The sequence below is a fragment of the Micromonospora sp. NBRC 110037 genome (genome assembly GCF_001652995.1).
Taxonomy (GTDB): Bacteria; Actinomycetota; Actinomycetes; order Mycobacteriales; family Micromonosporaceae; genus Micromonospora; species Micromonospora chalcea.
On record NZ_BBVA01000005.1, the window covers coordinates 68,044 to 86,367 of the forward strand.

16 protein-coding genes are annotated in these 18,324 nt (G+C 70.1%); 8 read left to right on the forward strand and 8 right to left on the reverse strand.

Annotated features, from left to right (window positions below; genetic code table 11):
- Positions 1 to 98: 98 nt before the first annotated feature.
- From A4R25_RS16615 to A4R25_RS30700, 3 genes are all read left to right on the forward strand, one after another.
- Positions 99 to 1,628 carry a tetratricopeptide repeat protein gene (locus A4R25_RS16615; RefSeq protein WP_064447520.1) on the forward strand — a complete coding sequence of 510 codons (1,530 nt, stop codon included), beginning with the start codon at positions 99 to 101 and terminating at the stop codon, positions 1,626 to 1,628.
- A gap of 96 nt (positions 1,629 to 1,724) precedes the next feature.
- Positions 1,725 to 2,720, forward strand: a complete 996-nt coding sequence (locus A4R25_RS16620; protein ID WP_064447306.1) for a hypothetical protein — start codon at positions 1,725 to 1,727, stop codon at positions 2,718 to 2,720.
- 81 nt (positions 2,721 to 2,801) lie between these two features.
- Positions 2,802 to 3,059: a hypothetical protein gene (locus tag A4R25_RS30700; RefSeq protein WP_231915550.1), complete on the forward strand. Its 258-nt coding sequence runs from the start codon at positions 2,802 to 2,804 to the stop codon at positions 3,057 to 3,059.
- Positions 3,060 to 3,210: 151 nt separating this feature from the next.
- Here the strand turns inward: A4R25_RS30700 and A4R25_RS16630 are convergent, their stop codons facing one another.
- The 3 genes from A4R25_RS16630 to A4R25_RS16640 form a co-directional block, all read right to left on the reverse strand.
- On the reverse strand, positions 3,211 to 3,534 hold the full coding sequence (locus A4R25_RS16630) for a pentapeptide repeat-containing protein (RefSeq protein ID WP_064447308.1): 324 nt from the start codon (positions 3,532 to 3,534) through the stop codon (positions 3,211 to 3,213).
- Positions 3,535 to 4,098: 564 nt separating this feature from the next.
- Positions 4,099 to 4,578, reverse strand: a complete 480-nt coding sequence (locus tag A4R25_RS16635) for a hypothetical protein (RefSeq protein ID WP_064447309.1) — start codon at positions 4,576 to 4,578, stop codon at positions 4,099 to 4,101.
- A 51-nt stretch (positions 4,579 to 4,629) separates the two neighbouring features.
- A complete protein-coding gene (locus tag A4R25_RS16640) occupies positions 4,630 to 4,950 on the reverse strand; it encodes a hypothetical protein (RefSeq protein WP_064447310.1) in 321 nt (106 codons plus the stop codon).
- A gap of 9 nt (positions 4,951 to 4,959) precedes the next feature.
- Between A4R25_RS16640 and A4R25_RS16645 the strand changes: the two genes are divergently transcribed.
- Positions 4,960 to 6,405: a hypothetical protein gene (locus A4R25_RS16645; protein ID WP_064447311.1), complete on the forward strand. Its 1,446-nt coding sequence runs from the start codon at positions 4,960 to 4,962 to the stop codon at positions 6,403 to 6,405.
- A gap of 162 nt (positions 6,406 to 6,567) precedes the next feature.
- On the forward strand, positions 6,568 to 6,783 hold the full coding sequence (locus A4R25_RS16650) for a hypothetical protein (protein WP_064447312.1): 216 nt from the start codon (positions 6,568 to 6,570) through the stop codon (positions 6,781 to 6,783).
- Between the two features lie 121 nt (positions 6,784 to 6,904).
- Here the strand turns inward: A4R25_RS16650 and A4R25_RS16655 are convergent, their stop codons facing one another.
- The 4 genes from A4R25_RS16655 to A4R25_RS16670 form a co-directional block, all read right to left on the reverse strand.
- Positions 6,905 to 8,644: a PQQ-dependent sugar dehydrogenase gene (locus A4R25_RS16655; protein WP_157539096.1), complete on the reverse strand. Its 1,740-nt coding sequence runs from the start codon at positions 8,642 to 8,644 to the stop codon at positions 6,905 to 6,907.
- Positions 8,645 to 8,671: 27 nt separating this feature from the next.
- On the reverse strand, positions 8,672 to 9,733 hold the full coding sequence (locus tag A4R25_RS16660) for an SMP-30/gluconolactonase/LRE family protein (protein ID WP_064447313.1): 1,062 nt from the start codon (positions 9,731 to 9,733) through the stop codon (positions 8,672 to 8,674).
- A 292-nt stretch (positions 9,734 to 10,025) separates the two neighbouring features.
- A complete protein-coding gene (gene wrbA / locus A4R25_RS16665) occupies positions 10,026 to 10,667 on the reverse strand; it encodes an NAD(P)H:quinone oxidoreductase (protein ID WP_064447314.1) in 642 nt (213 codons plus the stop codon).
- Positions 10,668 to 10,715: 48 nt separating this feature from the next.
- Positions 10,716 to 13,991, reverse strand: coding sequence for a BTAD domain-containing putative transcriptional regulator (locus A4R25_RS16670; protein ID WP_231915551.1), 3,276 nt, complete (start codon positions 13,989 to 13,991; stop codon positions 10,716 to 10,718).
- Positions 13,992 to 14,156: 165 nt separating this feature from the next.
- Here A4R25_RS16670 and A4R25_RS16675 point away from each other — a divergent pair, with 165 nt between their 5' ends.
- Complete coding sequence (locus tag A4R25_RS16675; RefSeq protein WP_064447316.1) at positions 14,157 to 15,380, forward strand: MFS transporter; 1,224 nt, start codon at positions 14,157 to 14,159, stop codon at positions 15,378 to 15,380.
- A 129-nt stretch (positions 15,381 to 15,509) separates the two neighbouring features.
- Positions 15,510 to 16,355: a 4,5-DOPA dioxygenase extradiol gene (gene ygiD / locus A4R25_RS16680; protein WP_043325374.1), complete on the forward strand. Its 846-nt coding sequence runs from the start codon at positions 15,510 to 15,512 to the stop codon at positions 16,353 to 16,355.
- 74 nt (positions 16,356 to 16,429) lie between these two features.
- Here the strand turns inward: ygiD and A4R25_RS16685 are convergent, their stop codons facing one another.
- Positions 16,430 to 17,173 (reverse strand): alpha/beta fold hydrolase, encoded by a 744-nt coding sequence (locus A4R25_RS16685; protein ID WP_064447317.1) that lies wholly within the window; start codon positions 17,171 to 17,173, stop codon positions 16,430 to 16,432.
- A 58-nt stretch (positions 17,174 to 17,231) separates the two neighbouring features.
- Here A4R25_RS16685 and A4R25_RS16690 point away from each other — a divergent pair, with 58 nt between their 5' ends.
- Positions 17,232 to 18,188 (forward strand): YafY family protein, encoded by a 957-nt coding sequence (locus tag A4R25_RS16690; protein WP_064447318.1) that lies wholly within the window; start codon positions 17,232 to 17,234, stop codon positions 18,186 to 18,188.
- Positions 18,189 to 18,324: the final 136 nt, after the last annotated feature.

Sequence of the window (18,324 nt, forward strand, 5' to 3'; positions counted from 1 at the left end):
CATTTGGGCCTATATTCGCCCTAGTGGAGTCGACGGGTTGGCGTAGATGGCTGCGGCGGGGGACGCGGGTTGACGCTTCGCTGCGCCAGGTCGGGGCGGTGGTCGATGAGGCGGTGGAGCTGTCGCGCGCTGGTCGTTTCGATGATGCGGTCGAGACGGGCCGTCGGGCTGTGGAGATGTTGTCTGGCTTGACAGCGCTGGACCGTGGCACGGTTCTGCCCACTCTCGTCTTGGCATGCACCAACCTGTCCTACTACTTGTCGGACGCTGGCCGGCCGGCGGAGGCGCTGGTGCGTGCGGAGGAGGCGGTCCGGCTGGCCCGGGAGCTTTACGCCATCGACCGCCGGCACGAGGAGCAGCTCGCGGAGGCCCTGGACGCGCTCGCCAGGCGACTTATGAGTTGTGGCCGGGCGCCGGAGGCGCTGGCTGCCGGCCGTGAGGCGTTGGCGTTGATGGACGTATGTCCTGACGTCCTGCTGTCGCGGCTGCTTGAGGCCTACGCGATGGCGTTGGCGGTGACCGGCCAGCACGCCGAGGCGCTGCAGGTCAGCGACCGTGCCCTGCAGTTGCTGCGCAGGCTGGCTGTGGATCAACCGGTCGGCTCGCAGATGCACGACGCCCTGGGCAGGGTCTTGAGCCTGCACGCGAACCGGCTGTTCGAGGCGGGGCGGTGGGAGGAAGCGGTCGACGTCGGCGCCGCGACGGTCACGCATTTCCGTGAGTCGATGACGGGCAGCCAGCCGCAGCGTCTCGTCTACCTGGCGACTGCTCTGAAGAACCAGGCGGTTTGTCTGGCGGGCGTGCGACGGGCGGCGGAGGCTTTGGCGGCGGCCGCGGAGGCGGTCGAACTGAGCCGTCAACTTGTCGCAGCCCAGCCCGAGGTGCATCAGCCGCTGCTCGCCTCGTGTCTGGACACGTACGGCGGGCGGCTCAGCGACATGGACCGGCAGGCGGAGGCTGCGGCCGCGACCGATGAGGCGGTGAAGCTGTATCGCGGACTGGCCGCTGTCGACCGGGAGGCGTACCTGTCGAGGCTGGCCGAGGCGGTGGGCAACCAGGGAGCCGTCACCGAGGATCGACAGGCCAGCCTCGCCCTCACGGCAGAGGCAGTGCAGTTGCGTCGGGAGCTCGTTGCTGACAACCGGACCGGGCACCTGCGGGAGCTGGCGCTGTCGCTGTCGAACCTGGCTAACGGGCTGGCCAAGTCCGGCCGGCTCGACGAGGCCCTGGCCATTGGCGAGGAGACCCTCGAATTGCAGCGTGAGGTCGCGGCGGTCAACCGGCCTGCAATGGTGTCGCGACACGCGGAGATGCTGCGGCGGCAGGCGGTGTGGCTGGACGACGCAGGCCGTACGGTCGAGGCGCTGGCGCTCGGCGAGGAAGCGATCGCGGTCGCTCGCGAGGCCGTCGCCGGCAGCCGAGCCGCCAATCTCAAGATTTTGTCGTATGCGCTGGAGGATCAGGCCGCACGGCTCGAGAAACTGTCCGGTCGGGGATCGCGGCAGGCGCGGCGGCCCGGGGGCACGCCAAGCTTCAGCAAGAAGAAGGCGCGCCGTGCGCGGGTGATGGCGCGGGAGGCGCAGGAGCTGTGGGCGGAGTACCAGCAAGGTGCTTCGGCCTCCGGCTGAGCGACGCCACAGCGTGCGGTGACCCGTGGTGGTTCCGGAGCGGCCGGTCGGTGCGGTCGGGAAGATCCTGTCGGATCCGCTGCCTAGGGTCAGCGCATGTACTTCGTGTGCCGTTGGCGAGAGGATTCTCCATACAGTAAGCGCGTTGTCACCCTGCCTGATGCGACCGTGCTCGACTGGTTTCGGCGCGGCTGGAAGCACGATGACGCGAAGGAGTGGATCGACAGCGAGCTGGGCGGCGACGTGTACGGCTTGGAGTCGATCTTTGAGGCGGCCCGGGAGCGTAACCTGCCGCCGCCGGAGTCGGTGAACGAGCTGCGGCAGCTGCTGACCGAGTACCTGTGGGTGGAGGGCGACGACAAGAGCGACTTCATTCGGCTCGGTGAGCACGCCCTGAGAGTGCGCACCGATGACGACGAGGTGGATCTCGCGTACTACTTCGTCGATGACGACGCGGCGTCTGCCTCACCTGACCGGCTCGCGTTCCTCCTGTATGACACGTGGCCGCTGCCCACCGGCGCGGGTGGGTCGGAGACCGTCTTCCGCCACAGCGTTCCCGTCCGCACCGTCCGGCTCGCCCCGCCTGGCACGGACTGCACCTTCTCGGTCCGCCTGTGCTGGCAGTCGCCTGACCTATACCGGAACCTGGATCTGACCGGTGCCATGCAGTTTCCCGGCGTGAGCCTGCCGGACCTCGCCACCCACCTGGCCGTCGATGGCCCCGACAGCCGCCGATGGCCACACGACGTTCGGCTGCTACGGGCGCTTGTCGCTCCGGGGGAGCACGATGTGGGTCGGGCGTTGGAGCGCTACGCCCAGCTGCCAGGTTACGCCCCGTCACTTGCCAGTCTCGACCGGATGCCTACGCACGAGGCCGTTCACCGGGAGATGGTGGGCATGCTGCAAGCGGATCGTCCCACCGAGTCGCTGATACGGCTGGATACGCACCTCGCACAGGTCGCCCGATACATCGACGACTTCTTCGGGTTCGACCAGTGGTTCCTGTTCGACAATCGGTGGGCAGCAGTCCATCCCGAGCTGGCACGCTCGCTGCTGCGCTACGCCGCCCACTGGGATCCCTACGAAAAATAGCGTTGTGGCGCGGGTCGTCGTGATCATCGACGGGTTGCTGGATGAACTTTTCATGGAGTGCTATGTCTCCGACGACATCTGATGACAGGCGAGGACGCCATATCACTGCTGGCCGCCGACGAACCTGCGAGCATGAATGCGCAGGTACTGGTGCTGGACGACCTGGTCGAGTTCGCCGCGGACTTCATTCTCGACTTCGAACGCGCCTGGCAGGTCGTCGAGGAATTCGTCCGGACGGGCGACCCTGGCCGGCAGGAGGATGGCGCGAGTTGTAGTGACGGCCATGGCGTATGGCTTCCACGCGCTGGCGTCACGGCCAAGCCAGCACGAGATTGCTGAGCCCTTACTCAATCCGATCTAGGTCGTCAAACGCCACCCAACGATGCGCACGGTCCAGCAACAGAGCCAGCTAGTTGGGGTAGCGCGGTTTAGGCGGGTGAACGCGGTGACAGCTCGGTGGCCCAACGTCAACTGGACGTATCCCCGGAATCTAGAGATCGTGCGGCCACCCAATGACGCGTTCAGCGGTGACGCCTCGAAGGTCGGCTCCGTCCCACCGTGCCCCGGTGACGTCTGTGCGTCCGTACTCCGGATCGTGTGTCATGACGTAGCTGAACCGCGCGTAGGACAGGTTGGTGTCGCGCAGGTCGGCGTCCCGCAGGTCGCAGCCGGCAAAGCTGACGCCGCGAAGGGACGCGCCCCGCAGGTCGGCGCCACGGAAGTCACACAACTTGAACGAGTGCCCATCGAGGGTGCGGTGCCGAAGATCGCGATCGACGAACGATTGCCTCGTCGCGCCGGGCGGGGTGCTCACCCGGAAACGGTAGCGTGGTCGCCCATTGCCGAACCAACGGTTTCTGTCCACTCACTTGCGGTGCGTCCCGTTGCGCAGGACCGCTGCTTCGCCCGCACGTAGCGGCGCGCGGGCGTCAAACGGAGCCTGATCGTTAGTCGTAGAGCTCAGGCCGCCACAGGGTCTCTTCTCTGCGATCTGTCTCCGGCGGAGTCTGAAGTATCGGATGATCTCGTAACCGGCGGGGTCGCTGCCTGGTCAGACGGTGCCGCAATCGCTGGATGGTCTCAGGGACGCGGATACAGACCCAAAGCAGGGCCAGTGATGCTGTGAGGGTGAGCAAGCCGATGCATATGAGGCTGCCAAGCGGGCTCATCGGCGGCTCCTCGATGACAGCGGGGCGGAAATCGGTAAGCAGGTACGAGCATGATCGATCGTGCCAGGGCACCGTTGCTCCCGGCACTTGAGACCCGAATCCCACCAGCAGAATCCGGTTCTTCCTCGACGGTGGCCTCTTCGGCGGGCCTGAAGTGGTCAGATGTCGGCGATGAAGACGAGGAGGATTGTGTCTTTGGTGCCGTGTGATCAGCGGGGTAGGTCGTCGGGAACAGGCAGGTCAAGCGCCGCGAGGAACCGTGCTGTCTTGACCTCCACGAAGATCTCGGCGTCGTCTAGGTCTTCGTCATCGTCATCGTCGTCGTGGTCGAGATCGATGTCTGCTGGGTTGAGGTCTTCGGCGAGGTAGGTGGCCAGCTCGGCTTCCTTGGCCTCGCGTTCGGTCCCGCTCGACCTGCCGTGCTGGTGGGCCCACCAGGCGCTCAGGCCGGCGGCCTCGCGGGCCGCATCGGTTGGGGCTGAGGCGTCCGGGTTTTCGAAGTATGTGCGTGGGGTGTCACCGAGGTAGGCGACACCGCTGCCGGGGCCGGGTGGGCGGTAGGTGATCGTGGCGATGTCGCTGTCATGGATGTCGACGAGCAGCCACGGTTCCGGGATGGTCGGCTGTTCGGCGGGGTGGTGTGCCGTCCACCGGTGTCCGTTGAAGAGGTAGGTGCCGAAGAACCCCACGATTGATCTCCTGAGCCCAGGGCGATGGCCGGTCACGGTTCAGCGCGCAGATCATCGCATGACGGTGGCCTTGAGGTTCCCCGGTAGGTCGGAGGCTCCGGCAAACCGGGGGAACCTCACCTGCTCAGCGCCGCCGACGAGACCACCGCGCGGGCCGGTCTCGGCCCGGACACCCGGGCGGCCGTTGAGCGGGCCGTTGCCGCTGCCCGTGGTCTGGGCGATCCCGGGCGTCTGCTGCATGCTCTCGGCCGCGCCACCCTGAACCTCTCTCAGGAACGGCTCGCCGATGGCGGTGACGTCACTGAGCTGCGGGAACAGGCCGAGGAGGTCATCGCGCTCGCCGGCGATCTGCTCTCCGATCCGGACTGGCATGCCGACGCTGTGGTCCGCACCGTGCAGGCGGGCCAGATCCTGGCCGGCATCGGGCTCGTCGATCGCGGGCGCGATGTCGTCGAACGGGTGTGGCGGTTGGTCGCGCCCCGGCCCGCCGACGGCCTCGACGCCCGCCGCGCTCGGACCGCGGCACTGACTGGGCTGGTCACCCTGAGACTCGAGACGGACCCATCCGTCTTGGGACCGTTGGCCGCCGAGATGGTCGACCTGCAGCGTGGGCTCGCCCGCGACACCGGCGAAGCGGCCGCCGTGATCGACCTGGCGGACGCCCTTGGAATCTTCGCGCGGGTCGCCAGCGCTCTGGGGCGGCCGGACCTGATGCGGGTGGCGCTGACTGAACAGTACTCACTGGAACAGATGTTCCAGGGTTCCGGAGCGCAGAAGCGACTAGAACGGACCGAGGCGTCGCTGGCGCAGCTGCAACAAGCCGCGCCGGAAAACCTGGTGGTGCCCGACTCGGGCGCATGGCGGGTCCGCCGCTCCTACCTGGATCTGCTGGCCCAGCCCGCACCATCCGGCGTTACCGCCGGCGGGTTCGCGGCTCGGCTGGCGGCGGAGTCGCGGGTGACCGGCCGTGCACCCGGCAACCGCCCGCCCGCTGACCCGTCGGTGATCGCCGATTGTGCCGCCCGGCTCGATCAAGGTATCTCTCTGGCCGACGCGGATCAGATCATCGAAGCCGACCGCGTCCTCGCCGAGCTCGCCGACGAGTTGAGCCTGTACGACGGGGCGACGTCGGACCCGGCCCGGCGGGACGTCCGGCGCCTCTGGTCCGCAGCCCTCTACCAGCGGGCGATGCTCCGGCACCGGATCGGCCACTGCGACGACGCCTGGGACCTTGCCTGGCTGTCCGTGGTCGTTGCCGTCCGGCGGCACGAGGGCCTGCTACGCGGGACCACCACCGAGCGGGAGGCGCTGGCTGACGCGGTCACCCACATGGTCGACGCCGCCGTCGTCGCGGAAGCCACCGGACGTCACGAAGACCAGATCATGCTGCTGTCGGAGGTCATCGACCGCTGCGCGGACGCGGAGGCGGCCTACCCACGGCTGCGCCGAATCCTCGGCACGGCCCTGCACAATCTCGCCTCCGCGCTGCTCGAACGCCGGCAGACAGCGACGGCGGCGCCCCTGGCCGAACATGCCTACGCGATCCGTCATGAGCTGGCCGTGCTGGACCAGCGCGCAGCCTGGGAGTACGCGAACACACTGCTGCTCACCGCCGCGCTCGCCGTCGACCGTCAGGACTGGCGAATCGCCGTCGAACGTCTCAGCGCAGCTGGGCGGCTGCTGGTTGCCTTACGGACGTACCCGGAAGCGATGGCCGGATACGCAGGACAGCTCGCCATCGAGGTCAGCACCCGGGCGCCCGAGCTGGTGGATCGGGCCCGTGCCGCCGGCACCTGGCCGTATCAGACTTGGACCCCTCAGGCGTAGCGCCGCCCGTTCGGCAAGAGACCTCGCCCACGCGTGGGACGCCAAGCTCTGTCCCAGTTTGACGCGAGCCTCGGTAGGGAAGTTTCGCGGACACCTCGATGAAGGAGGGGGTATGGAGACGTCCGCTAGCGTCGGGCGCAGTTATCGACAGCCGACAAGGCCATGCGTGGCGGCACCTGCTGCAGCGCCACCGCCGAGGGGGCGAGCCTAATGGCTCGCGTCGGTCGCTACGGGATCCCGAGGTTCGTGTGGTCCCTGATCTGGCTCGTCGTCTGCATCTTGATCGTCATCCTGTTGGCCCTGGTCATTCACCACTTCGGAGGCGCCTCTCTGTCGCTCAAGCTCGGCCACTTCTACCTGAACGTCGGCGTCACCTGACTTGCCACCTCGTCGACACTCCGGCGGCGGTCCGCTGCAGTACTGGCCCGGACCGCTCGGAGGGTGCCCGCGCGACGCGGGCACCCTCCGGGGCCGGCGGTGCCGGATTCCCGGCTCGCCCTCAGCTCGTGGGGCTGGACGCCGCCCCGCCGAGGGTCACCTTGAGGATCTTCTCGTTGCTGTTGTTCGGGGTGCTGTCCTTGTCCCCGCCGGTGCTCGTGGTCAGCCACAGGTTGCCGTCGAGGGTCGGTTCGACGGTGCGCAGCCGGAAGTACGTCCCGACGAAATACTGCTGGACGTTGGTGAGCGTGTCGCCGCTGATCTCCGCACGGTACATCCGGTTGCCACGCAGGCAGGCGATGTAGAGCACGTCCCGGACGATCGCGATGCCGCTGCACGAGGCCTCGGCCACCGGGTACGTCCGGATCGGGGCCCTGAAGCTCGGGTTGGCGCAGTCGCCGGAGGTGCCTTCGCAGGCGGGCCAGCCGTAGTTGCCGCCCTTGACGATGATGTTGGTCTCGTCCATGACGTTGTTGCCGAACTCCTGCTCGAAGAGCCGGCCCTGGGAGTCGAAGGCGAGGCCCTGCGGGTTGCGGTGGCCGTAGCTCCACACGTGGTTGCCGAAGGGGTTGTCCGCCGGCACCGTGCCGTCGGGGTTGAGCCGCAGCACCTTGCCGCCGAGATTGTTGGTGTCCTGGGCCACGTCGGGGTTCTGTCCGTCGCCGGTGGCGGCGTAGAGCTTGCCGTCGGGGCCGAAGCGCAGCCGGCCGCCGTTGTGGTACTTGTTGCGCGGGATCCCGGTGACGAGCACCTGCCTGGTGCCGGTCTGCAGCGTGCCGTCGTAGCGGATGCGCACGATCCGGTTGTCGGTCGTGGTGGTGTGGTAGATGTACAGCCAGCGGTCGGTGGTGAAGGTGGCCGAGACGGCCAGCCCGAGCACGCCGCCCTCGCCGCTGGTGCCGGCCACGTTCGGCACGGTGCCGATGCTGCGTTTGTCGGTGCCGTCCGGGTTCATGGCGACGATGTCGAACAGGTCGCGCCGGCCGTAGAGGACCGTGCCGTCGGGCAGTTGCACAAGGCCCCAGGGCAGGTCCTTCTCGGTGGTGACCACCGTGGCGCCGCACACCGGGCTCGTGCACCCCGTGCCGGTGTGCGCGGTGACCGCGGCGCTCGTCCCCGAGACATTGCCCTGGGCGTCGCGGGCGGTCACCGTGTACCGGTAGTCGGTGTCGGGCGTCAGCCCGGTGTCGGTGAACGTGGTCGCCGGTGGGTTGCCGCCGGTGCCGGTGGTGGAGCCGACGGCCGTACCGTTGCGCAGGATCGTGTAGCCGGTGACCGCGACGTTGTCGGTGGAGGCCGACCAGGTGAGGGTCACGGCTGTGCCGTTCACCGTCGCGGCCAGGTTGGTCGGCGTGCTGGGCGGAGTCGTGTCCTGCTGGCAGAACGGCGGGGTGACCGAGAGCGTGGAGCTGGCCTGCGAGACGTTGCCGACGGCGTCGCGGGCGTTGACGTACCAGCCCCAGGTGACACCCTGCACGACGCTGAGCGTGGCGGTCAGCGTCCGTCCCGAGACCGAGGTGACGAGCTGGCCGTCGTGGTAGATGTCGTAGAAGGCGACGCCGACGTTGTCCCGGGACGCGTACCAGGAAAGCGTGACGGACTGGCAGGTCAGCCGGCTGCTGCGCAGGCCGGTCGGCCGGGTGGGCGGGCTGGTGTCGGCGGCGAGCCGGGCCGCCGGCCGGCTGCCGGCCGCCGGCGCGGCCGCCGCGGCGTTTGCGGGTACGCCGGCCAGGACGGTGCCGGCGCAGATCAGCAGGGCGAGCGGTACGCGGTGTCGGAGCTGGTGAGGATGGGTCCGCACGGGTGCTTTCCTTCCCGGGGTTCTTGGTCAGTACGGGTAGCCGGGGACGTTGAGCCGGATGCTGTACAGGCCGGAGTCGTTCGTCCGGCCGGAGGTGATGTAGAGGGTCTGCCGGTCGGGTCCGCCGAACGCCACGTTCGTGGTGCCGGCGCCGCCGGAGCGGATCGTGCCGAGCTGCGCGCCTGAGGGCGAGTAGACGTGGATCAGCCCGTCCGAGCCGGAGGCCCAGTACACGTTGCCGGCGCAGTCGACGGTGACGCCGTCGGGACCGCCGAGGTAGTTGACGAAGACGCTGCGGGCGCCGGTGCTGCCGTCGGGCTGGACGACGTACTTGTAGATCTTGTTCTCGGAGTAGGCACCCACGTAGAGGGTGCCGCCGTCCGGGGAGAGCGCGATGCCGTTGGGTTGCCGCAGCCGGTCGTCCACCAGCGAGACCTGGCCGCCGGAGACGCGGAAGACACTGGTACGTCCGCTCATCTGGTCGGGTCGGTTGCCGCGCTGGAAGTTGGGGTCGGTGAAGTAGACGACGCCGTCGGAGCGGACCGTGACGTCGTTCGGTGAGTTGAACGCCCGGCCCTGGTAGTCGGCGGCGACGGTGCTGCGGGTCCGGTCGCTCAGCCGGTACGCGGAGACGTTCCGCTGGTCGTGGGTGGCGGCGATGATCTGCTGGGCGTCGGGGCTGAGTGCCAGGCCGTTGCTGCCGGAGTCGGCGATGAAGGTGTCGAAGGTTGAAGGCGGGGTGAATCGGCGGATCGTGGAGGGCTGCACGTTGTACGGCCCGGTGCCCGCGGCCATGTCGGACATCAGCAGGTAGCCGCCCTCGGCGATCCAGACCGGTCCTTCGAGGAACGAGAACCCGCCCTGGATCTTCGTCGCGAACACGGAGCCGGCCGGCAGCGGCGGGCCGTACCCGGTGCCGCCCGGGCAGACCCCGGGGGGCGCGCCGGGCGGCCCGGCGAGCGGGTAGGTGTGAACGTTCACATGAGCGGCGCGCCGAGGTGCCGGGGGCGCGGCGCCGGCGGGGCCTGGTGCGGTGGTGAGCGCGAGGCACAGGCCGGTGAGTGCGGCGATGGTTGGACGCCAGGTCATCGGGTACTCCAATCGGGGTCGGTGAATGCGAGGCCCGTGGCTGCCTGGACCGGCCCCGGCCGCCGACACCTGCTATCGATTGGTATCGATGTATTCGGATGCAGCTTAGGCGAGGAAGCGGCGCCCCGCATCAGTTCCCCACGATCGCCTTCGGCGCATGCCCCGAAAGGTGCCCGATGACGTGACCGGGTTGAGCGCGGACACCCCGTACACCTTCTGCCGATGTTCGACATGACCCGCGCGTCTACTCACGATTCCGTCCCGGTGTCGTACTGCTCCCGCCGCCGGGCTCCTACCCGAGCTTGCTGTCCGCGCGGGCGGCGGCGAGAGCGGCTGCCATCCGGGTCAGGCGTGCGCCCTGGAAGCAGGCCGTCTCGAGGACAGCTCTGGCGTACTCGGGATCCCGGCTGGCGCGGCTCTCCACCTGGCTGACGCCGTACGGGTTTCCGCCGGCGACGTGAGCGGTGTCGTAGTTCAGGTAGCCCGTAGGCAGGATGATCGACCCCCAGTGGTGGAAGGTCTGGTAGAGGCTGAGCAGAGTCGCCTCCTGGCCGCCGTGTTCCTCGTAGCTGGCGGTGAAGCCGGTCGCCGGCTTGTCGGCCAGTTCCTCCGCCTGCCATGGTCCGGTCGTGGTGTCGAGAAACTGGCGCAGCTGAGAGCAGATGTTCCCGAAACGGGTCGGCGTGCCGAAGGCGTACCCGTTGGCCCACCGGAGGTCGTCCAGGGTGGCGACCGGAATGTCGCCAGTGGCGTCGAGGTGGGCTCGCCACTGCGGCTTGGCATCAATGACGTGCTCCGGCGCCAACTCTGCCACCCGGCGCAGGCGGACCTCCGCGCCGGCGTCCGCGGCTCCGTCGACAAATGCCTGCGCGAGCCGGTGCACGGTGCCGGTGGCGGAGTAGTAGATGACGGCGATCCTGGCATCGGTATGCATGCTGCCTCCTGGGTCGGCTCGGTACTCGGTCAACCGTGCCGAGCAGGCTTACCGTTCGCTGACCACCCCCTTACCGACGCCGCTGAACGGCTGTTCGTCGAGGTCGAGCTGTGCGCCGCGGCTCATCTCGGCAGCGAGTTCGTCGCTGCCGAGCGCCTCCCGGAGGCGGGCGGTGATGCGCTGGACGTCGTGTTGCTCGCTGGGAGGCAGCGGCGCGCCGGCGGCCTCGCGCAGCGTCCGTGCCGCGGCGAGCAGCCGCGCGGCGGGCCGACTGTCACCGCCGAGGCTGATGGCCCCGGCCAGGCCCTCGAGAGCCAGGGCGACCGCCCGTTGATCACCGGTGGCGCGCGCCGCGTCGAGCGACTCACGGTGGTGGCGCTCGGCGAGGACAGCATCACCGCGGTGCTCCGCGATGAACCCCAACTCGGCCAGCGCGAGCGCGCAGCCCGGCAGGAAGCCGGCACGGCGGTTCCAGTCGAGCAGGTCCCGCTGCCGGGTCTCGGCGGCGTCGAGGTCGCCCCGCCGTCGCGCGATCATTGCCAGGCCCGTGCCGGCGAAGGCGACGGCGGAGGAGCTCGACTGTTCCTGGGCCACCTGTAGCGCGCGGTCGTGACTGACGACGGCCTCGTCGAGGTCGCCCCTCAAAATGGCGAGCCGGCCGATGCATGCCAGCTGCCGGGACACCGACGTCCACAGCCGCAGGTGTTCGGCGATGCGCAACGCCTCCCGGTAGCGCGTGGCGGCGCGATCGTAGTCGCCGTGGATCTCGGCCAGGGTTCCCAACAGGCTCGTCGGATGTACTTGGCCCCAGCGGTCGCCCAGTTGCTCGAACAGCGCCCGGCTGGTCTCGCAGTCACGCTGCGCCGCGGGCAGGTCGCTGCGGAGTACGAGCGCGAGGTCCGCTCGGATGGCGCAGGCGGCAGCGATGCCCCACCGGTCCCCGCCGGCGCGGAACGCCGCCAGCGCCGCGTCGACCAGGACGGCCGCCGCGCCCGGATCTCCGGAGCCGAGCATCATGGAGGCGAACAACCACTGCGCGAACGCCTTCTCCGGCCCCTCGTGGTCCTGGTAGCTCTCCAGGATCCGCTGCCGGGGAGCGGTCGGATCGCCGTCCCGGGTGGCGAGAGCGGTGAGCCACATCTCCGCATGCCGCCGCAGGCCGTCCGGTGCGACGTCGACCTCGCTCCTCGGGACGATGTCCAGCGCCGTTCGCAGTGACCGGCTCACCTCTCCGAACCGACCCCGGAGCAGCCGGTACCAGGACAACGAGGTGGCGAGCGTCAGGCCCACGCGGGCCTGACCGTCAGTGGCGGCGACGTCGAGCGCCGCCCGGAAGTTCGCGTTCTCGGCGTCCAGCTCGCGTAGCGCGCGGCTCTGATCGTGACCACGTAGCCGCCCGGCGGCCTGCTCGGCGAGACGGGCGAAACACGTGACGTAACGGCGACGAGTTGCGGGCAGCTCGGCGGCGCTGTCGAGCTGTTCCAGACCGTAGGCAGCCACCGTCTCCGGCAGCCGAAAGCGTCGCGGACTCTCACCGTGCCGCACCATGACCAGCGACCGGTCGATCAGGCGTGCCAGCACATCGAGGACCTCGTCCGCTGCCACCTGGCCGCCAGCGCACACCTGCTCGGCGGCGGCCAGGGTGGCGCCGTCGGCGAAGACCGCGAGCCGGCGCAGCACCGCGCGTTCGGGAGGCGCCAGCAACTCCCAACTCCAGTCGATCACGGCGCGAAGTCCCTGCTGACGCGGGGGCGCGGTGCGCCGGCCGGATGACAGCAGCCGGAAGCGATCGTCGAGCCGTGCCGCCAGCTCGTCCGGGTCGAGAACGGCCAGACGGGACGCGGCCAGTTCCAGCGCCAGCGGTACGCCGTCGAGCCGCCGGCAGATGACGGCGACCGCGTCCGTGTTCCGCTGATCGACGGTGAACCCCGGCTCGGTGGCGCGGGCGCGGGCTACGAAGAGCCGAACCGCCGGAGCCTCGGTGATCTGCCGCGCGCCGGCTCCGGGCTCCGGCAGGGCCAGCGGCGGCACCGGAATGACGACTTCGCCGGGGATCCCGAGCGGTTCGCGGCTCGTCGCCAGGATGCGCAGGTCGGCCGCGGCGCCGAGAAGTTCCTCGGTCAGTTGAGCGACTGACGCCACCACGTGTTCGCAGTTGTCGAGCAGCAACAGCATCCGCCGACCTCGCAGCGCGGCGACCAGCCGGTCCATCGGCTCGCGGGGTGGTCGATCACCGGGCAGGCCGGGCGGACTGTCGTCTCGGATCTCGAGCGTCGCCGCCACCATGTCGACGATCTCGGTGCGGGTCGCGTGGTCGCCGCTGTACGGCCGGCCGGCCAGCTCGACGAGCCACACTCCAGCGGGGAACGTGTCACCCGGCACCCGAGCGGCCTCGATCGCCAACCTGCTCTTTCCCACCCCACCCAGACCGGTCAGGGTCACCAGCCGCTCGTTCGTCAGCCGCTCCCGTACCGCCTCGACGGCCGCGTCGCGCCCGATCAGTCCGCCGTACGGACCCGGCGACAGAGGCGCCGGCAGGTTGGTTCGGGCCGGAGCCGACGCCGGTGCCGGCGGCTGGAGGGCGGGATCCTGGCGCAGGATCGCCCCGTGCAGCTCGACCAACTCTCTGCCGGGATCGACACCGAGTTCGTCGCGCGCCTGCCGACGGAACTGCTCGTAGGCGAACAGCGCCTCATGCTGCCGTCCCGAGCCGTACAGGGCGCGCAGGTGCGCGGCCCGTAGTCGCTCACGCCACGGGTGGCCTGCGACCAGGTCGGTCAGTTCCCCGGCGAGCAGGTGGTGCTGGCCAAGATCGAGCCGGGCCTCGGCCAGTTCCTCCAGCGCGGTCAGGCGCTGGTCGTTGAGCCGCTCGACCGCCTGGCGGACGAATCGCTCGTCACTGAAGTCGGCGTACGGGGAACCGCGCCACAGCGACAGAGCCTCCGTCAGCGTCGCCGCCCGCACAGCGGGCTCCCGCTGCGCGCCCGAACGTAGCAACAGAGCGGCGAAGCGACCGGCGTCGACCGATTCCGACGACGTCCGCAGCCGGTAGCCGGCCTCACCGGACTCGACCAGCGCACGGCCACCCGCCTCGCCCGCCTCCAGGGCACGCCGCAACTGCGACACCTTGGTCTGGAGCGCCCCGAGCGCGTTGCCCGGCGCCTCGTCACCCCAGAGATCTTCGATCAGCCGGTCGGCGGTCACCGGGCGCCCCTCGTGAACCAGCAGGTCAGCCAGCAGACCACGCACTTTGAGGCCGGGCACGGCGACAGGTGTGCCGTCCGACGTCCACACCGCAACGTCGCCCAGCACTCCGAACCTCATCGCTTCACACTAGCCAGCCGGCTGTCCCGTCCCGCGAAGGTCCGCCGGCCGTCGGTCTGCTCGGCGGGAAGCGGCGCGGGGTCACCGACGCGTACGTCAGCCGGCCATCAGCCGACGGTAAGGAGCCCCGGGAAGGCTGAACCGAGCCGACACCGGAGGAACGACATGGATCAGCTACAGCGGCGCCGAGCCGCTCACCGCGACAGGCAACTCGCACCGGGGCGGGTGGCCACACCCTGGCTCGCCCTGCTGGCCGGTCCGCTGTCGTTCGGGATTGCCGCACCGGCACTGCTGCTCGACGACCTGGCGCGCGCGACGGGTGGTGGGGAACAGGCCGCGGCCGCCGGTGTGACCGCCTTCGGCTGGGGGATCGCGTTGGGGACGCCGCTGTTGGCGGCGCTGCTCGCCCGTCGCGGCGTACGAGCGGCCCTGACCGTCGCGTCCGCGCTGGTGGCAGCGGGGACGCTCATCCTCGTGCTGATCCCGAGCGTGTCGGCGATGGTGGCCGGTGCGGCGGTGCAGGGACTGGGGTCTGCCGGCCTCACCGTGACCGCGATGAAACTGGCCGACTCGGCCCGGCAGATGGGCGTGGTCGCCGCGTCGCTGGCGGTCGTCGGGGCCACCGGTCCGCTGACCGGCGCACTGATCGCCGACCTCTCCTCGTGGCAGGCGGCGCTGGCGTTGCCGCTGCTGGCGGTGCTCGCCGTGCCCGCGACTCGCCGCGGCACCACCGCACCGGACGCGGCGCCGGCGCCGTTCGATTTCTTCGGGATGACCATCCTGGCCATGCTGGTCACCGCAGCCGTCCTCATTCCGCACCGGCCGCTGGTGGCCGGCCCGGCCACCGTCGTGCTGCTGCCTCTGCTGGTGGTCTGGACCAAGGTCCGCCCGGACGGCTTCCTGCCTGCTGCGGTGGCACGGAACGGCCGGTTCCTCGCGGCGTGCGCGCTGGCCTTCGCGCTGGGAGCGGGGAACTTCGCCCTGCTCTACGCCGCGCCGGACCTGCTGCGACAGCACGCGGGATGGGCAGGCACCCAGAGCGGGCTCGTGCTGCTGGCGCCGTACCTGATCGGCGGCATCTGCTCCGGGTTCCTGGTCGCGGCATCCGTGCGAGTGCCACGCCGCGTCGCGGTCGCCGTGTTGCTCCTCACCGGCGCCGCCGCGCTGCTGCTGGCGACGGTCACCACCGCTGTACCGCTGCTGCTTGCGGCGATGACGCTCGGCTCCTTGGCCGCCGCGACCGGCCAAGGCGTACTCGCCCTGCACGCGGCCGGCGTCGTATCCGGCTCCCACCGGGCCGAAGCACTGGGCCTGTTCAACCTCGCCTACCTGCTCAGCGTCGCGATCGGACCAGCCATCGCCGTGGCGCTCTCCCATCCGACCGCCTGATCACCCCACGTCACGTCGCGGTCGGCGCTATCGTGACATTCAGGTCCGGCGGGCCGCGCCGTACGATCCGGTCCTCCACGGAGGGAAGCCCACGTGCCTTCAGACGTACATCCGGCCCTGGATGTGTTGATGCCCGCGGCGTTCCTGGGCCACGGCAACCCGATGAACGCCCTCGAGGTCAACCGGTACACCTCCGCGTGGAGAGCCTTCGGCGCCGCGGTGCCGCGTCCCCGCGCGATCCTGGTGGTCAGCGCCCATTGGTACATCAACGCCACGGCCGTCACCGCGATGCCCCGGCCGAGGACCATCCACGACTTCTACGGGTTTCCGCAGGAGCTGTTCGAGGTGCAGTACCCGGCGCCGGGGCTGCCCGAGCTGGCTGAGGAGGTCAGTGACGTCGTCCATCCGACCTGGGTCGGGGCGGACGTCGACAGCTGGGGCATCGACCATGGCACCTGGTCGGTGCTGATGCACGCCTTTCCGGACGCGACGATTCCCGTCGTCCAGCTCAGCATCAACGCCGACAAGCCGATGGACTACCACCTTCAACTCGGCGCCCGGCTCGCTCCACTGCGTCGGCGCGGCGTGCTGATCGTGGCGAGCGGCAATGTCGTGCACAACCTGCGCGGCATGGACTGGACGCTGACCGACGACGGCTTCGACTGGGCGCGACGCTTCGACGAGGACGCCAAGGCCCGGATGTTGACCGATCCGGGCGAGTACGCGACCCTCGACGCCCACGGGGACTTCCGCCGTGCGGTACCGACACCGGATCACTTCATCCCGGCGTTGTATCTCGCCGGTCTGGCCGCCGCCATGGACACCCCCGACACCGAGGTCCTCGTCGACGGCTACGCCTACGGCTCGTTGTCCATGACGGCCTACACCCTGGGCATGTCCTGTCCACCGGCTGCCGGCCGGGGCGGATCCCCGCAGCCACCGCCCGGGCTGCCGCCGGACGGCTCCAACATCTGAGCACCGGCTGTGTTCGATGGTTCCCCATGTTTGTGCCCGGGTGACCTGGGGCGCGGTCGCCCGGGCACCGCGGGCTACACCGTCGGCCTGGCCTCGTGCAGGATCCGGGCCAGCTCGGCCGGTCGGCTGAGCATCGGCCAGTGCCATGTCGGCAGTTCCTCGTACCGCCACGAATCGCCGGCCATGTGCCGGCACAGCGGCACGGTGGCGGCCATCTCGCGTGCCTGCTCGGCGGTGAAGCTCGACAGCACGCCGAGGCGGGGCAGCTTCTCCCACGCGCCGGTGAGCCGCACCGGGGTGGTGGCAGTCGCCCACGGCTGGGCCACCGACCGCTCATCGAGCAACGCGACGACCGACTCATCCACGTCTGCTGCGCTCGCCGCCAGCCCGGCCCACGGCGGGGGTGGCAGCCGCCAGCCGTCGCCGTGTTCGGCCACCATCGCCGCGTTGCGGTCACGCTCCGGGGGCGGGCTGAAGTCCTCGTTCGCCGCCCCGTCGGGCAGCGGGCCGGTGTCGACGAAGACCAGTTGGGCGATGCGGTCGGTCATGCGGTCGGCAACGGCGGTCGTCACGACCGCGCCGGCGTAGCTGTGCCCGACGAGCACCACGTCGTGCAGGTCCTCGTAGCGCAGCAGGTTGACCACGTCGGTGACGTGGACGTCGAGGTCGGTGTCCGGGCGGGCCAGGTGGGCGCGCTCGCCCAGACCGGTCAGGCTCAGCGGGTACACCTCGTGGCCGTGCCCGCGCAGGGCGGCGGTGACCGGGCGCCAGGCCCATGCGCCGAGCCAGAACCCGGGAACCAGTACGAAGGTCGTCATGCCTGACACGCTACGATCAATACCGGACAGGTTCCGCCCGGATTGGAAGTGGGGATTCGTGACCCGGCCGACCGCGCGCGTACTGGCGTTGCTGGAGATCCTCCAGGCCGGCGGCGGCTTCACCGTCGCCGACCTGGCCGGTCGGCTGGGCGTCGACGAGCGCACGGTCCGCCGCTACGCCGCGCACCTCGCCGACCTGGGCATCCCGGTCGAGGCCCGGCGCGGTCGCTACGGCGGATACCGGCTCGCGCCCGGATACAAGCTGCCGCCACTCATGCTCACCGACGAGGAGGCGGTCGCCGTCATGCTCGGGCTCGTCGCCGCCCGCCGGGCCGGGCTGGTCACCGCCGAAGGCGCGGCCGCCGAGAGCGCGACCGCGAAGATCCGCCGGGTGTTGCCGGCGGTTCTCGCCCGGCGGATCGATTCGCTGCTGGAGACCGTGGACTTCACCGCACGGGTCCGGAAGTCCGCCCCGCCCGGCATCGAGGTGCTGCTGGTGCTCGCGGAAGCGGCCCGGCATCAGCAACCGGTGGACATCACCTACACCACCTGGCGTGGCGAGGTCGGCGAGCGCCGACTCGACCCGTACGGGCTGGTCTTCCACGCCGGCCGGTGGTACGTCACCGGCCACGACCACAACCGCCGGGCCGTACGGACGTTCCGGCTCGACCGCATCGGGACCGCCCGCCCCACCCCGGGCAGGTTCGACATCCCGGCCGGCTTCGATCCCACCACGCAGGTACTCACCGGGCTGGCAGCAGTGCCGTACGCACACGACATCTCCGTGGTGCTGCACACCAGCCCGGAGCAGGCGCAGCGACGGATCCCGCCCTCGGTCGGCACGCTCACCGAGGTTCCCGGCGGAGTGCGCCTCACCGCCCGAGCGGAACGGCTCGACGGCGCGGCACAGATGCTCGCCGGGCTCGGCTGGTCGTTCACGATCGAGCGCCCGGACGAACTCAAGGACGAGATACGCGCCCTGGCCGCCCGGCTGCTCACCGACACCGACGCCTGATCGGGCACTCACCCCGCGTACCGGCCGGATCGCTCCGGGCGCGCTGTCCCTGGCGGCGAGGCAATCGGCGGGGAATGATCGGGGTACACCGCGGGCTGCCCGCAGCAGTCCACGGCGCAGCAGAAGGGCGGGTCGA